A 13,403-nucleotide genomic window follows, 5' to 3' on the forward strand; every position below is an offset into this window, starting at 1 on the left:
TAGGAGGTAAATCTAATGGCTAAAAAATCAATGATTGCTAAGAACAAACGCCCAGCGAAGTTCTCTACGCAAGCTTACACTCGTTGCGAAAAATGTGGACGTCCACATTCAGTTTACCGCAAGTTCAAATTGTGCCGTGTTTGCTTCCGTGAATTAGCATACAAAGGACAAATCCCAGGCGTTACCAAAGCTTCTTGGTAATAATATGATATGAAGGCGTTAAAAACGCTCAGCAAAAATAGGAAGTTTAGCAAAGGTGCTTGCACCTAGATAAATTTATCTTTTTTTGCCCAGCGTTTAGCCTGAACTCAATGATAATATAGAACTAATCACTTAGTTCAAGGATGATACAACATTATCACACTAGCTGATTTGAACACGAGCTACAACCTTTGCAAAAAAGATAGAATTGCTTAGGAGCGTCACTCCTATGTCAATTCTCCTATTTTTGCGGTGGTTGTCACGCTCTTTGTATCATTGTTAACTAGCAAGTGAAAACTTCAAACTACTAGTAAGAGGAGAATCTTAAAATGGTTATGACTGACCCAATTGCAGACTTTTTGACACGCATTCGTAATGCAAACCAAGCAAAACACGAAGTGCTTGAAGTTCCTGCATCAAACATTAAAAAAGGAATTGCTGAAATTCTTAAACGTGAAGGCTTTGTAAAAAACGTTGAGTACATCGAAGATAACAAACAAGGCGTTATCCGCGTATTCTTGAAATACGGACCAAACGGTGAAAAAGTTATCACAAACTTGAAACGTGTTTCAAAACCAGGTCTTCGTGTGTACAAAAAACGTGAAGATCTTCCAAAAGTTCTTAACGGACTTGGAATTGCAATCCTTTCAACTTCTGAAGGCTTGTTGACTGATAAAGAAGCACGCCAAAAGAATGTTGGTGGTGAAGTAATCGCCTACGTTTGGTAAGATTCTAGCTTCCAAATTCGTCATGATTCGTCGTTATTGCCTTTTGCCGTACGTCAGTACTGCCTGCAAGGCAATGCCTAGACTCATTTAGAATTTGAAACCTAGATGATATAATGAGTATTACGGGCACTGCAAGATTGATTATCTATTTTGCAAAGTCCGAGTTCTGATTATTTATCAAAAACTAGAAAGCTAATTGAGCACGGGCTAAAGCCAGTGTGAAAAAGATAAAATTTACTCCAGTCCCGAAGGACTGTTCACAATTTTCCTATTTTCACTTCGGCTTTTAAACGCCCTTTGCATCTTAGCTTCCCCGTGAAAACTAGCCGAATCGGCTTGATAATCTAACAGGAGAAAGAAAAACATGTCACGTATTGGTAATAAAGTGATTACATTGCCTGCTGGTGTTGAATTGACAAACAAGGACAATGTGGTAACTGTAAAAGGACCTAAAGGAGAGCTTACTCGTGAGTTCTCTAAAGATATTGAAATCCGTGTGGAAGGTACAGAAGTAACTCTTCACCGTCCAAACGATTCTAAAGAAATGAAAACAATCCACGGAACAACTCGTGCCCTTTTGAACAACATGGTTGTTGGTGTATCAGAAGGATTCAAGAAAGAACTTGAAATGCGTGGGGTTGGATACCGTGCACAACTTCAAGGGACAAAACTTGTTTTGGCTGTTGGTAAATCTCATCCAGACGAAGTTGAAGCTCCTGCAGGTATTACATTTGAACTTCCAAACCCAACTACAATCGTAGTTAGCGGAATTTCAAAAGAAGTAGTTGGTCAAACAGCTGCTTACGTTCGTAGCTTGCGTGCTCCAGAACCATACAAAGGTAAAGGTATCCGCTACGTTGGTGAATTCGTTCGCCGTAAAGAAGGTAAAACAGGTAAATAATATGGATTGGTTGATTTTTCAACCTTTTCAATCCATGTATTTAATCTGTGCATAAGCACACGAAAAAAATTAAGAGGTGAATATTGTGATTTCGAAACCAGATAAAAATAAAATCCGCCAAAAACGCCACAAACGTGTACGCGGAAAACTCTCTGGAACTGCTGATCGCCCACGTTTGAACGTATTTCGTTCTAATACAGGCATCTACGCTCAAGTAATTGATGACGTAGCGGGTGTAACGCTCGCAAGCGCTTCAACTCTTGACAAAGAAGTTTCAAAAGGAACTAAAACTGAACAAGCCGTTGTTGTTGGTAAACTAGTTGCTGAACGTGCAGTTGCTAAAGGTATTACTGAAGTGGTGTTCGACCGCGGTGGATATCTATATCACGGACGTGTAAAAGCTTTGGCTGATGCAGCTCGTGAAAACGGATTGAAATTCTAATAGGGAGGACACTAAAAAATGGCATTTAAAGACAATGCAGTTGAACTTGAAGAACGCGTAGTTGCGATTAACCGCGTTACAAAAGTTGTTAAAGGTGGACGTCGTCTTCGCTTTGCAGCTCTTGTAGTTGTAGGAGATCGTAACGGTCGTGTAGGTTTTGGTACTGGTAAAGCTCAAGAAGTACCAGAAGCTATCCGTAAAGCGGTAGAAGATGCGAAGAAAAACTTGATTGAAGTACCAATGGTTGGAACAACAATTCCTCACGAAGTAACATCTGAATTTGGTGGAGCTCGTGTATTGTTGAAACCAGCTGTAGAAGGGGCTGGAGTTGCTGCGGGTGGTGCGGTTCGTGCCGTTATCGAGTTGGCAGGTGTAGCTGATATTACTTCTAAATCACTTGGTTCTAACACTCCAATCAACATCGTTCGCGCAACTGTTGAAGGATTGAAACAATTGAAACGTGCTGAAGAAGTTGCTGCCCTTCGTGGTATTTCAGTTTCTGACTTGGCTTAAGAAGGGGGATAACATGGCTCAAATTAAAATTACTTTGACTAAGTCTCCAATCGGACGCATTCCGTCACAACGTAAAACTGTTGTAGCACTTGGACTTGGCAAATTGAACAGCTCAGTTATCAAAGAAGATAACGCTGCAATCCGTGGTATGATCACAGCAGTATCTCACTTGGTAACCGTTGAAGAAGTAAAATAAGACAAAACGCAAATCTTTCATTTTGTAGTTGAGTCCTGACAAGATTGATTTTCTAATCAATACTTGTATATTTCAAAAAATAAACACAGGACGAAGTCGCTTAGAGAAATCTTTGCGACTTACTGTCCATTCGTATAGGCGAGTTTTTAGGTTGAGGCCTTACCCAGCCTAAAGGCGCTAGCATTTTACACATAAGGAGAAAGAAAAAATGAAACTTCATGAATTGCAACCTGCTGCAGGTTCTCGTAAAACTCGTAACCGTGTTGGTCGTGGTACATCATCAGGTAACGGTAAAACATCTGGACGTGGACAAAAAGGTCAAAAAGCTCGTAGCGGTGGCGGAGTACGTCTAGGCTTCGAGGGTGGACAAACTCCATTGTTCCGTCGTCTTCCAAAACGTGGATTCACAAATATCAATGCTAAAGAATACGCAATTGTAAACCTTGATCAATTGAACGTATTTGAAGATGGTGCTGAAGTAACACCAGTTGTTTTGGTGGAATCAGGTATCGTTAAAGCTGAAAAATCAGGAATCAAAATTCTTGGTAACGGTGAATTGACTAAGAAATTGACTGTGAAAGCAGCTAAATTCTCTAAATCAGCTGAAGAAGCTATCACTGCTAAAGGTGGTTCAGTTGAAGTCATCTAAGAGAGGTGACATATGTTTTTTAAATTATTAAAAGATGCCTTAAAAATTAAGCAAGTACGCTCAAAAATCTTCTTTACTCTATTCATCATTTTTGTCTTTCGTATGGGGACAAACATCACTGTACCAGGGGTGAATGCAAAGAGTTTAGAAGCTCTAAGTGGGCTATCTTTCTTGAATATGTTAAGTCTTGTATCGGGAAATGCGATGAAAAATTTCTCAGTCTTTGCACTGGGAGTGAGTCCCTACATTACAGCTTCTATCGTTGTCCAGCTCTTGCAGATGGATATCGTACCGAAGTTTGTAGAGTGGGGCAAGCAAGGTGAGGTTGGCCGTAGAAAGCTCAATCAAGCAACTCGTTACATTGCTTTAATCCTAGCCTTTGTACAATCGATTGGGATTACGGCTGGTTTTCATACGTTATCAAGTGCGAAATTAGTCGCAACTCCAAACTGGCAGACCTATTTGTTGATTGGCTCTATCTTGACCACAGGTTCAATGATTGTGACATGGTTAGGTGAGCAAATTACAGATAAGGGATATGGAAATGGTGTTTCTATGATTATCTTTGCTGGGATTGTTTCTGCAATTCCAGGCATGATTAAAGGAATCTATGAAGATTACTTTGTCAATGTCCCAAGTGATCGTATTAATTCTTCTATTATCTTTGTCAGCATTTTAGTGATTGCTGTCTTGTTGATTATTTATTTCACAACATTCGTGCAACAAGCAGAATACAAAATTCCAATCCAATATACAAAACGGGCACAAGGAGCACCTTCTAGTTCCTATCTTCCATTGAAGGTCAATCCAGCAGGAGTGATTCCTGTTATCTTTGCAAGTTCGATTACAGCTGCTCCAGCTGCTATCTTACAATTCTTGCGTTCAACTGGACATGATGGACAATGGGTGCGGACTATTCAAGACTTATTTGCAACGACAACTCCAAGTGGAATTGCGATGTATGCACTCTTGATTATTCTATTTACATTCTTTTATACATTTGTACAGATTAATCCTGAAAAAACAGCGGAAAATCTTCAAAAGAGTGGTGCGTATATCCATGGCGTTCGTCCTGGTAAGGGAACTGAGGAGTATATGTCGAAACTCCTTCGTCGCTTAGCGACAGTAGGATCTCTTTTCCTAGGTTTTATTTCGATTTTACCGATTGTCGCAAAAGATGTCTTTGGATTATCAGATGCGATTGCTCTTGGTGGTACTAGTCTTTTGATTATTATCTCAACAGGTATTGAAGGAATGAAACAACTAGAAGGCTATCTCCTAAAACGGAAATACACTGGTTTTATGGAAGCAGAGTAAATAAATGTGAAATAGCAGTGCTGTGGATTCACGAGAATCCCAGCCTTCTATTTTGTTTTTAAAGAAATTTATTCTATACGAATAGGTTTCTTTAAAAACAAAATAAGGAGAACAATCATGAATCTTTTGATTATGGGTTTGCCAGGTGCTGGTAAAGGAACTCAAGCAGCTAAAATTGTTGAACAATTCAATGTTGCTCATATCTCAACTGGAGATATGTTCCGTGCAGCTATGGCGAACCAAACAGAGATGGGTGTACTTGCCAAGTCTTATATTGACAAGGGTGAACTCGTACCAGATGAAGTGACAAATGGTATTGTGAAAGAGCGTTTAGCTCAAGATGATATCAAAGAACACGGTTTCTTGCTAGATGGTTACCCACGTACGATTGATCAGGCACACGCTTTAGATGAAACACTAGCTAGCCTTGGTATTGACCTTGAAGGGGTTATCAATATTCAAGTGGACCCAGCGAGTCTATTGGAGCGTTTGAGCGGTCGTATCATCCATAAAGAAACAGGTGAGACCTTCCATAAAGTCTTCAATCCACCAGCTGGGGATTATAATGAAGATGATTATTACCAACGAGAAGATGATAAGCCAGAGACTGTTAAACGTCGCTTGGATGTGAATATTGCACAAGGTGAGCCGATTATTGAACATTACCGTGCCAAAGGTCTAGTTCATGATATAGAAGGCAATCAAGAAATTGAGGCAGTCTTTGCAGATATCGAAAAAGTCCTTACAAAATTGCAATAAAAGCGGTTTTCCTACTTGCATTAGTGGCAAAGTAGTGGTAAAATGAATTAGTCTGACTTATAATTGTTACCTCTGTATAGAGAGGTACGAATCGAAATTTAGGGAGGTACTTTTGCGTGGCAAAAGACGATGTGATTGAAGTAGAAGGTAAGGTAGTCGATACCATGCCAAATGCTATGTTTACGGTTGAACTTGAAAATGGACATCAGATTTTAGCAACAGTTTCTGGTAAAATTCGTAAAAACTATATTCGTATTTTAGCGGGAGATCGTGTTACTGTGGAAATGAGTCCATACGACTTGACACGTGGACGTATCACTTACCGCTTTAAATAGTCGAAAAAATTGGAGGGATAAGAAATGAAAGTAAGACCATCGGTCAAACCAATTTGCGAATACTGCAAAGTTATTCGTCGTAATGGTCGTGTTATGGTAATTTGCCCAGCAAATCCAAAACACAAACAACGTCAAGGATAATTTAGAAAGGAGAAAACATGGCTCGTATTGCTGGAGTTGACATTCCAAATGACAAACGTGTAGTCGTATCACTTACTTATGTGTACGGTATCGGTCTTCCAACTTCTAAGAAAATTCTTGCAGCAGCAGGAATCTCAGAAGATATTCGTGTAAAAGATTTGACATCTGATCAAGAAGACGCTATTCGTCGTGAAGTAGATGCAATCAAAGTTGAAGGTGACCTTCGTCGTGAAGTAAACTTGAACATCAAACGTTTGATGGAAATCGGTTCATACCGTGGTATTCGTCACCGTCGTGGACTTCCTGTCCGTGGACAAAATACCAAAAATAACGCTCGCACTCGTAAAGGTAAAGCTGTTGCGATTGCAGGTAAGAAAAAATAAAATAGGAGGTAAAAAAATTGGCTAAACCAACACGTAAACGTCGTGTGAAAAAGAATATCGAATCTGGTATCGCTCATATTCACGCTACATTTAATAACACTATTGTTATGATTACTGATGTGCATGGTAATGCAATTGCTTGGTCATCAGCTGGTGCCCTTGGTTTCAAAGGTTCTCGTAAATCTACACCATTTGCGGCTCAAATGGCATCTGAAGCAGCTGCTAAATCAGCACAAGAACACGGTCTTAAATCAGTTGAAGTTACTGTAAAAGGTCCAGGTTCAGGTCGTGAGTCTGCTATTCGTGCTCTTGCTGCCGCTGGTCTTGAAGTAACAGCAATTCGTGATGTGACTCCTGTGCCACACAATGGTGCTCGTCCTCCAAAACGTCGCCGTGTATAATTCAGAATCTTACACTGCTTTTCGTTTAAGAGGGAGTAACTAAATGATTGAGTTTGAAAAACCAAATATAACAAAAATTGATGAAAATAAAGATTATGGCATGTTTGTAGTAGAACCACTTGAACGTGGTTATGGTACAACGCTTGGAAACTCTCTTCGTCGTGTCCTTCTTGCTTCCCTACCAGGAGCAGCCGTGACTTCTATCAATATTGAAGGAGTCCTACACGAATTTGATACAGTTCCAGGTGTCCGTGAAGACGTGATGCAAATTATTTTGAACGTTAAGGGCATTGCTGTTAAATCTTACGTCGATGACGAAAAGACAATTGAACTTGATGTTGAAGGCCCAGCAGAAATCACTGCCGGAGATATTTTGACAGATAGCGATATTGAAATTGTAAACCCTGATCATTATCTCTTTACTATTAGCGAAGGAGCACGCTTTAAAGCAGTCATGACAGTCAATACTGGTCGTGGTTATGTTCCAGCAGATGAAAATAAAGCAGATGATGCACCAGTGGGAACACTTGCGGTAGATGCAATCTATACGCCAGTGAAAAAAGTTAATTACCAAGTTGAGCCAGCTCGTGTTGGTAGCAATGATGGTTTTGACAAACTAACCCTTGAAATCATGACTGACGGGACAATTATCCCTGAGGATGCTCTAGGACTTTCTGCGCGTATTTTGACAGAACATTTGGATCTCTTTACAGACTTGACAGAAGTAGCAAAAGCGACTGATGTGATGAAAGAGGTTGATAAGTCATCAGATGATCGTATCTTAGATCGCACGATTGAAGAATTGGATCTATCTGTTCGCTCATACAACTGTTTGAAACGTGCCGGAATCAACACTGTCTTTGATTTGACAGAAAAATCTGAGCCTGAAATGATGAAAGTAAGAAATCTAGGTCGTAAGAGTCTTGAAGAAGTCAAAGTTAAATTGGCGGATCTTGGCCTTGGACTAAAAAACGATAAATAAAGGAGGAATACATGGCTTACCGTAAACTAGGACGTACTAGCTCACAACGTAAAGCAATGCTTCGCGATTTGACTACGGATTTGATTATCAACGAATCTATCGTAACAACTGAAGCTCGTGCGAAAGAAATCCGTAAAACCGTTGAAAAAATGATCACTCTAGGTAAACGTGGTGATTTGCATGCTCGTCGTCAAGCAGCAGCGTTTGTACGTAACGAAATTGCATCAGAAAACTACGATGAAGCAGCTGATAAATACACATCAACAACTGCTCTTCAAAAATTGTTCTCTGAATTAGCGCCTCGTTATGCAGAGCGTAACGGTGGATACACTCGTATCCTTAAAACAGAACCACGTCGTGGTGATGCTGCCCCAATGGCAATCATTGAACTTGTATAAGATCATCAATTTTGTTGAGTGTTATGATGATGGAATGTTGTGGCATTCTTAGTCTAGCTCTGGTCTACCGCTGGGGGAACCCAGCGGGAACACTCATCATAAAGATCACAAGCAGACGCTTGTTTACGAAATTGCTTTTAAGAAAAACAATTTCGTAAGCAGGCGTTTTTAGGGCACTTTGTCAACTGTAGTGGGTAGATGAGAATCTAAACCCTAGAGAGGATCTTATTGTTCCTCTCTTTTTTGATGTTTAAGGTGATGAGAATTTTAGTTTTAAAGTTACTAAAATTTCTAAAACCAAAAGCTTGTCGTTTGATGTCTTTGATAAGTTTGTTGGTAGCTTCTAGCTTAGCATTAGAATAGGGAGGCTCTAAAGCATTCCTAATATATTTCTTGTATCGTAGAAAAGTCTTGAAGACTTTCTTAAAAGGTGGATTAACAAGCTTTATAGTATCTTCCATAAGTGAAAAAAAGTGAAGGCTATTCTTTTCTTGAAAGTGGAATAAGAGGAGCTGATAGAGGTCGTAATAGAATTGAAATTCATCTGAGAATTTAAGCGCTATATCTACGATTTCTTTAGGTGTTCTCGTTTCACGTAGTGTCCGCGAATAGAAGAGTTTATCAGAGAGCTTGCGGCTGTCTTTGTGGAGTATTCGCCAGTGATTCTTCAAGATACGGTAAGGTAATGACTGCTTATCAAACTGCTTCATAATGGCGATTCTAGTTGCCATCATGGCACGATTGAGATGTTGGATGATATGGAAGCGATCGAGGACAATTTTGGCATTAGGAAAGAGCAGCTTGATGATGGGAATGTAAGCTCCCGACATGTCTAGGGTGACGACTTTAACATCCTTTCTAGCTTCTTTAGAATATTTATAGAAATAGTTTTTGATGGTAGTTTGCCGATTATTCTCAAGGATAGCAATGATCTTTTTCGTCTTGTAATCCTGAGCAATGAAGGCTAGTTTTCCCTTGTTTCTAGAGAATTCATCCCAAGATAGGATATCAGGAAGTCTTGAGTAGTCTTCTTTGAAGGAGAATTTAGTCAGCTTTCGCTGTACGGTAGAGACAGACACGTGGTTCTTCTTAGTGATATCAGAGTTCGTTAGTCTTTCCGTATGTAGTTGAGTGATTTTGTCCCAGATAGGTTGAGAAATTTGATGATGTTTCTTGACGAGAGGCGTTTGAGCTACGGATACACGTAGACAACACTTGCATTTAAAGCGTCGTTTTCTAAGTTTTAGAAGAGTAGGAAATCCTTGAAGATCAAGAATAGGAATCGAGTATTCTCGTTGGAAGTCATACTTTATCATTTTTCCCTGGCAGTGAGGACAAGAAGGAGAAGGATAATCTAAGGTTGCTTGAAGGAGGATATGGGATTTAATCTTGTAAGCAGAAGTGATCGTGATATTTTTATCTTTTATTCCGATAAGATTTGTGGTATTATTAAGTCGTTCCATATGATTCTTTCTAATGAGTAGTTTGGTTGCTTTTCATGATAGATTATATGGGACTTTTTTTCTACACTGAAAAAGCCCTGTAATCTCTTCAGTGGGAGTTACCCACTACAGAAATTATAGAACCCGTTTTTAGCTATCCAAAAGGAAAAATGCTAGTCTACTACAATTATATTTGCTATAATATAAAAAATGAGTTTTTGGAGCAATCTATGGAGAGATCACTGGAATTATTATATCAGCGCTATACAGAAGCATTGAAGGAAGAAACAGAGCTATTTATCGGTATTGAATTAGAATTTCCTATTGTTAATTGTAAAGGTCAAGCTACGGATATCCGAGTAAGTCAGCAGTTGATGGGATTTTTAGCAGAAACACTGAATTTTGTGATTGAAAAAAGAGATCGACAAGGAAATCCGATTCAGCTTTCCTGCCCAAAAACAGGAGATTGCTTATTGTTTGAAGTATCTTATAATATTTTAGAATTTGCATTTGGAAAAGCAAAAGTTATTCAGGAAGTTGAAGAACGTTTTGAACAGTACCTCAAGATTATACAGTCGTATTTACGCTCGTATGAGCACGAATTGCAAGGCTGGGGAATTCATCCTCAGTGGCAGCAAAATGACAATCGTCCGGTGTCCTCGCCTCGTTACGAGATGCTGATGCATTATTTAGCATTATCGAAGTCTCTAGATAACCCTTTTCTTCATCCTTATCCTCAATACGGAGCATTCATTTGTGGCAGTCAGGTTCAATTGGATGTCACAAAAACAAATTATCTCAGAGTTATAAATGCGTTTAACCAGATTGAGCCAGCAAAAGCCTTTTTGTTTGCCAATTCTACTTTTGAGCCTTCAGAATGGACGACAAATGTAGCACGTGATCTGTTTTGGGAAGAGTCTATGCATGGTATTTTCTCTGAAAATGTTGGTGTCTTTCCTTATGATTTTCAAACAGAGAGTGAATTTTTTGATTATCTGAATCAATCAGCTATTTTTACAGCGCATCGAGATGGTGAAAGCTACTATTTTTACCCAATTCAGGTAAAAGATTATTTGAAGCAAGATAAAATAGAAGCTTTTAGCCTAACAGGTCAGAAGACTTTGATTAAGCCCTCTGAGAAGGATTTTTCAACGCATCGGAGTTACCAGTATCAAGACTTAACAACGCGAGGCACAGTTGAATTTCGCAGTGTTTGTACGCAAAATTTTGAGCTGACTTTTTCTTCTGCCGCTTTTCATCTTGGATTATTAGTCGAATTAGAGAAATTAGAAAGCTTATTGCGAGAGTCTTTCTTTTTCCAAAGATATGGAAGAGAGTATCGACAGTTACGCCGTAAGTTTGCCCAACCATTAGACGTGGAGGAACAGAAAGCCATTGTTCAATTTTCCAAAGAATTGTTGCAATTAAGTAGAAAAGGATTGGAGCAGAGACATCAAGGAGAAGAAATGTATTTATATCCTTTATTTGATCAAGTAGGATCTAAATTTGAAGGAGTACTGTATAATATTGTTGCTTTTAGAAAGTGAATTTTTTTCTTAAATACAACTGAAGAAGACCATAAAACTAGAAACCAGAACTTCTATCGATAGAAGTTCTGGTTTTTTAGTAGTCAGGAATTTTTAGGCTCAGATTCTTTTTTAAAGTCAGCATTATTATTGTCTCTACTTGTTTATGTATGAAATATGATGTATTTGAATGGAAACAATAAGAAAAAGACAGTTGGATATCCATCTGCCTTTCTTAATGTTATAGTCCGTACGGGATTCGAACCCGTGTTACCGCCGTGAAAAGGCGGTGTCTTAACCCCTTGACCAACGGACCATGTATGTATATAATACCGTAAAAACTATTAGAAGTCAAGCCCTAAAACTCTAAATGTGGAAGAAATTTATAATTTTTCTAAAAATATAAGTTTTCCCCCGTTGTAAAATGAAGTGCAACAGAAAAAGACATGTTTATCTGATATACTAAAGTTGCGAAACAAAGTATAGAAAGATAGATAAACATGTCCACTACTGATTGTACCACAAAACGTTCTTATAAGCATCTGACAGCTGGTCAGAGAGGGAAAATTCAGGCTTGGTTGTCTGATGGTCATTCCATGGCTGAGATTGCTCGTAGAATAGGCGTTCACCGTTCCAGCATCTCACGCGAGATTAAGCGTGGCTCTGTCCAGCAAGTCAAGAAAGTCAATGGTAAACTCGTTTATTTTCAGGACTATTTCGATGAGACAGCCCAAAATCTGGCTGAAAAGAGGCGGGAGGCTGTTTACTGTCTGAAACTTGAAAAGGTCTCAGAGTCTTTCCTAACCGCCTTTACGGAGGCCATGTTGGCTCAGCCAAGAATTCATAGTGTCGATACCTTTATTCATGCCTATAAGCAGGACAATCCTGATGAGCTAGTTCCCAGCACTAAAACCATGTACACCTATATTCATCAAGGATTACTGGCAGTTAAGCCTATTGACTTACCTCGTGCCATGCGACTAAAACCAAAGGTCAAGAAGCGTACATCAACTAAGAAGCATTTGGGGACTTCCATTGAGGAACGCCTAGAAGAAATCAATAATCGTTCTGAGTTTGGACATTGGGAGATTGACTCTGTCCTTGGATTGAAAACAGCTGGAGAGCCATCTATCCTGACCCTGATTGAACGCAAGACACGCTACGCGATCACCGTCTATCTGGCTGGGAAGAAGGCGGAGTATGTGAACGAAGCCGTGTCTCAACTCCTTAAGGAGTACCCCATCAAATCCATCACAGCGGATAACGGGGCGGAGTTTGCGACTCTGAGTCAATTAGAAGGGGTTTAGGTGTACTATGCTCATGCCTATTCCTCACACGAACGAGGCACCAATGAGAACTTTAATGGCTTGCTTAGGGAGTTTATCCCAAAAGGTAAATCGCTCAAATTCATCACAGCTGAGAGCTTAGCTACGGCTACCTCAGCCATCAACCAGAGACCAAGAAGATTATTAGGCTATCAGTCTGCCAAAACTCTGCTTGGGATAGCCCAAGCAGCCTAATACCAAACTCAACTTTACATCAGATACACACTGTTGCACTTAACTTGACAATTCGGCAAATATAAGTTTTGACACAAATAATTCATCTTTTTAGATTGTTAGCATGGTGTAAGATAGATTAAAAGGACTCTCAGATGTTTTATAAAAAATAGAAACTTTTTGTGTTATTTAGATTAGATAGTTGAGCAGATAAGTAAAAAATTTTAATTTTTAAATGTCAGTGAATTAGCACAAAAGTTAATGAATTTTTAAGAAAAGTACCTTATAAAAATTTTAGAGATTCGTTTAATTATATTTCGTAGTTTTATGAATATGAAAGCAAAAAGAATATAGACACTGTCATATTCAAGACAAAGATAACATATAGCTAAAAGGTTTAAGCTACATGCCAACAAAAGCAGATCTGATTGTATAGACTAATGAATCTTCGGAGTATATTGACTCACACGTTACCTCACTCTATGAAACAGGCACTATGCCAGCTTCTTCAGAAGATGAGTCATCCAGTACCCCCCCCGCATTATCCTATGATGAAATCAAGTCAAAAATGGAAGAAAATTAAGGATTAA

General features: G+C 39.1%; 17 protein-coding genes, 1 tRNA gene and 1 pseudogene. 17 read left to right on the forward strand and 2 right to left on the reverse strand.

The features are described from left to right. Window positions 1-15: 15 nt before the first annotated feature. The 15 genes from AB1I63_08830 to rplQ all read left to right on the forward strand — a co-directional run bounded on the left by AB1I63_08830 (window position 16) and on the right by rplQ (window position 8,346). On the forward strand, window positions 16-201 hold the full coding sequence (locus AB1I63_08830; GenBank protein ID MEW4354953.1) for a type Z 30S ribosomal protein S14: 186 nt from the start codon (window positions 16-18) through the stop codon (window positions 199-201). 329 nt (window positions 202-530) lie between these two features. After that, the gene (rpsH, locus tag AB1I63_08835; protein MEW4354954.1) at window positions 531-929 is read left to right on the forward strand and encodes a 30S ribosomal protein S8; all 399 of its coding nucleotides are present in this window, start codon (window positions 531-533) and stop codon (window positions 927-929) included. A 364-nt stretch (window positions 930-1,293) separates the two neighbouring features. Beyond that, window positions 1,294-1,830 carry a 50S ribosomal protein L6 gene (rplF, locus tag AB1I63_08840; protein ID MEW4354955.1) on the forward strand — a complete coding sequence of 179 codons (537 nt, stop codon included), beginning with the start codon at window positions 1,294-1,296 and terminating at the stop codon, window positions 1,828-1,830. Window positions 1,831-1,915: 85 nt separating this feature from the next. Then, window positions 1,916-2,272 carry a 50S ribosomal protein L18 gene (gene rplR / locus AB1I63_08845; GenBank protein ID MEW4354956.1) on the forward strand — a complete coding sequence of 119 codons (357 nt, stop codon included), beginning with the start codon at window positions 1,916-1,918 and terminating at the stop codon, window positions 2,270-2,272. 18 nt (window positions 2,273-2,290) lie between these two features. Continuing rightward, window positions 2,291-2,785 (forward strand): 30S ribosomal protein S5, encoded by a 495-nt coding sequence (rpsE, locus tag AB1I63_08850; protein ID MEW4354957.1) that lies wholly within the window; start codon window positions 2,291-2,293, stop codon window positions 2,783-2,785. 13 nt (window positions 2,786-2,798) lie between these two features. Then, window positions 2,799-2,981 (forward strand): 50S ribosomal protein L30, encoded by a 183-nt coding sequence (gene rpmD / locus AB1I63_08855; GenBank protein MEW4354958.1) that lies wholly within the window; start codon window positions 2,799-2,801, stop codon window positions 2,979-2,981. A gap of 208 nt (window positions 2,982-3,189) precedes the next feature. Continuing rightward, window positions 3,190-3,630 (forward strand): 50S ribosomal protein L15, encoded by a 441-nt coding sequence (gene rplO / locus AB1I63_08860; protein ID MEW4354959.1) that lies wholly within the window; start codon window positions 3,190-3,192, stop codon window positions 3,628-3,630. A 12-nt stretch (window positions 3,631-3,642) separates the two neighbouring features. After that, window positions 3,643-4,947 carry a preprotein translocase subunit SecY gene (secY, locus tag AB1I63_08865; GenBank protein MEW4354960.1) on the forward strand — a complete coding sequence of 435 codons (1,305 nt, stop codon included), beginning with the start codon at window positions 3,643-3,645 and terminating at the stop codon, window positions 4,945-4,947. Between the two features lie 117 nt (window positions 4,948-5,064). Next, entirely contained in the window at window positions 5,065-5,706 is a 642-nt protein-coding gene (locus AB1I63_08870) for an adenylate kinase (GenBank protein MEW4354961.1), read from the forward strand. Between the two features lie 116 nt (window positions 5,707-5,822). Further along, window positions 5,823-6,041 carry a translation initiation factor IF-1 gene (infA, locus tag AB1I63_08875; GenBank protein MEW4354962.1) on the forward strand — a complete coding sequence of 73 codons (219 nt, stop codon included), beginning with the start codon at window positions 5,823-5,825 and terminating at the stop codon, window positions 6,039-6,041. A 24-nt stretch (window positions 6,042-6,065) separates the two neighbouring features. Continuing rightward, on the forward strand, window positions 6,066-6,182 hold the full coding sequence (rpmJ, locus tag AB1I63_08880; protein ID MEW4354963.1) for a 50S ribosomal protein L36: 117 nt from the start codon (window positions 6,066-6,068) through the stop codon (window positions 6,180-6,182). Window positions 6,183-6,199: 17 nt separating this feature from the next. Next, window positions 6,200-6,565 (forward strand): 30S ribosomal protein S13, encoded by a 366-nt coding sequence (rpsM, locus tag AB1I63_08885; GenBank protein MEW4354964.1) that lies wholly within the window; start codon window positions 6,200-6,202, stop codon window positions 6,563-6,565. A gap of 17 nt (window positions 6,566-6,582) precedes the next feature. Continuing rightward, entirely contained in the window at window positions 6,583-6,966 is a 384-nt protein-coding gene (gene rpsK, locus AB1I63_08890) for a 30S ribosomal protein S11 (GenBank protein MEW4354965.1), read from the forward strand. Between the two features lie 43 nt (window positions 6,967-7,009). Beyond that, entirely contained in the window at window positions 7,010-7,948 is a 939-nt protein-coding gene (locus tag AB1I63_08895) for a DNA-directed RNA polymerase subunit alpha (GenBank protein ID MEW4354966.1), read from the forward strand. Window positions 7,949-7,959: 11 nt separating this feature from the next. Next, window positions 7,960-8,346, forward strand: coding sequence for a 50S ribosomal protein L17 (rplQ, locus tag AB1I63_08900; protein ID MEW4354967.1), 387 nt, complete (start codon window positions 7,960-7,962; stop codon window positions 8,344-8,346). Window positions 8,347-8,552: 206 nt separating this feature from the next. Here the strand turns inward: rplQ and AB1I63_08905 are convergent, their stop codons facing one another. Beyond that, entirely contained in the window at window positions 8,553-9,809 is a 1,257-nt protein-coding gene (locus AB1I63_08905) for an ISL3 family transposase (GenBank protein MEW4354968.1), read from the reverse strand. Window positions 9,810-10,018: 209 nt separating this feature from the next. Here AB1I63_08905 and AB1I63_08910 point away from each other — a divergent pair, with 209 nt between their 5' ends. Next, a complete protein-coding gene (locus AB1I63_08910) occupies window positions 10,019-11,335 on the forward strand; it encodes a gamma-glutamylcysteine synthetase (GenBank protein MEW4354969.1) in 1,317 nt (438 codons plus the stop codon). A 223-nt stretch (window positions 11,336-11,558) separates the two neighbouring features. On the opposite strand, the gene AB1I63_08915 is transcribed toward AB1I63_08910, so the two are convergent. Beyond that, window positions 11,559-11,630 (reverse strand) — tRNA-Glu (locus AB1I63_08915). 184 nt (window positions 11,631-11,814) lie between these two features. On the opposite strand from AB1I63_08915, the pseudogene AB1I63_08920 reads away from it, so the two are divergent. Further along, window positions 11,815-12,834: pseudogene (locus AB1I63_08920) on the forward strand (IS30 family transposase). Window positions 12,835-13,403 lie beyond the last annotated feature (569 nt).

The organism is Streptococcus pneumoniae, from assembly GCA_040719455.1.
GTDB lineage: Bacteria > Bacillota > Bacilli > Lactobacillales > Streptococcaceae > Streptococcus > Streptococcus pneumoniae_G.

Coding starts and splice junctions, on each gene's coding strand:
- AB1I63_08830 (MEW4354953.1), top strand. CDS start 16: ATGGCTAAAAAATCAATGATTGCTAAGAACAAACGCCCAGCGAAGTTC.
- rpsH (MEW4354954.1), top strand. CDS start 531: ATGGTTATGACTGACCCAATTGCAGACTTTTTGACACGCATTCGTAAT.
- rplF (MEW4354955.1), top strand. CDS start 1,294: ATGTCACGTATTGGTAATAAAGTGATTACATTGCCTGCTGGTGTTGAA.
- rpsE (MEW4354957.1), top strand. CDS start 2,291: ATGGCATTTAAAGACAATGCAGTTGAACTTGAAGAACGCGTAGTTGCG.
- rpmD (MEW4354958.1), top strand. CDS start 2,799: ATGGCTCAAATTAAAATTACTTTGACTAAGTCTCCAATCGGACGCATT.
- rplO (MEW4354959.1), top strand. CDS start 3,190: ATGAAACTTCATGAATTGCAACCTGCTGCAGGTTCTCGTAAAACTCGT.
- secY (MEW4354960.1), top strand. CDS start 3,643: ATGTTTTTTAAATTATTAAAAGATGCCTTAAAAATTAAGCAAGTACGC.
- AB1I63_08870 (MEW4354961.1), top strand. CDS start 5,065: ATGAATCTTTTGATTATGGGTTTGCCAGGTGCTGGTAAAGGAACTCAA.
- rpmJ (MEW4354963.1), top strand. CDS start 6,066: ATGAAAGTAAGACCATCGGTCAAACCAATTTGCGAATACTGCAAAGTT.
- rpsM (MEW4354964.1), top strand. CDS start 6,200: ATGGCTCGTATTGCTGGAGTTGACATTCCAAATGACAAACGTGTAGTC.
- AB1I63_08895 (MEW4354966.1), top strand. CDS start 7,010: ATGATTGAGTTTGAAAAACCAAATATAACAAAAATTGATGAAAATAAA.
- rplQ (MEW4354967.1), top strand. CDS start 7,960: ATGGCTTACCGTAAACTAGGACGTACTAGCTCACAACGTAAAGCAATG.
- AB1I63_08905 (MEW4354968.1), bottom strand. CDS start 9,809: ATGGAACGACTTAATAATACCACAAATCTTATCGGAATAAAAGATAAA.
- AB1I63_08910 (MEW4354969.1), top strand. CDS start 10,019: ATGGAGAGATCACTGGAATTATTATATCAGCGCTATACAGAAGCATTG.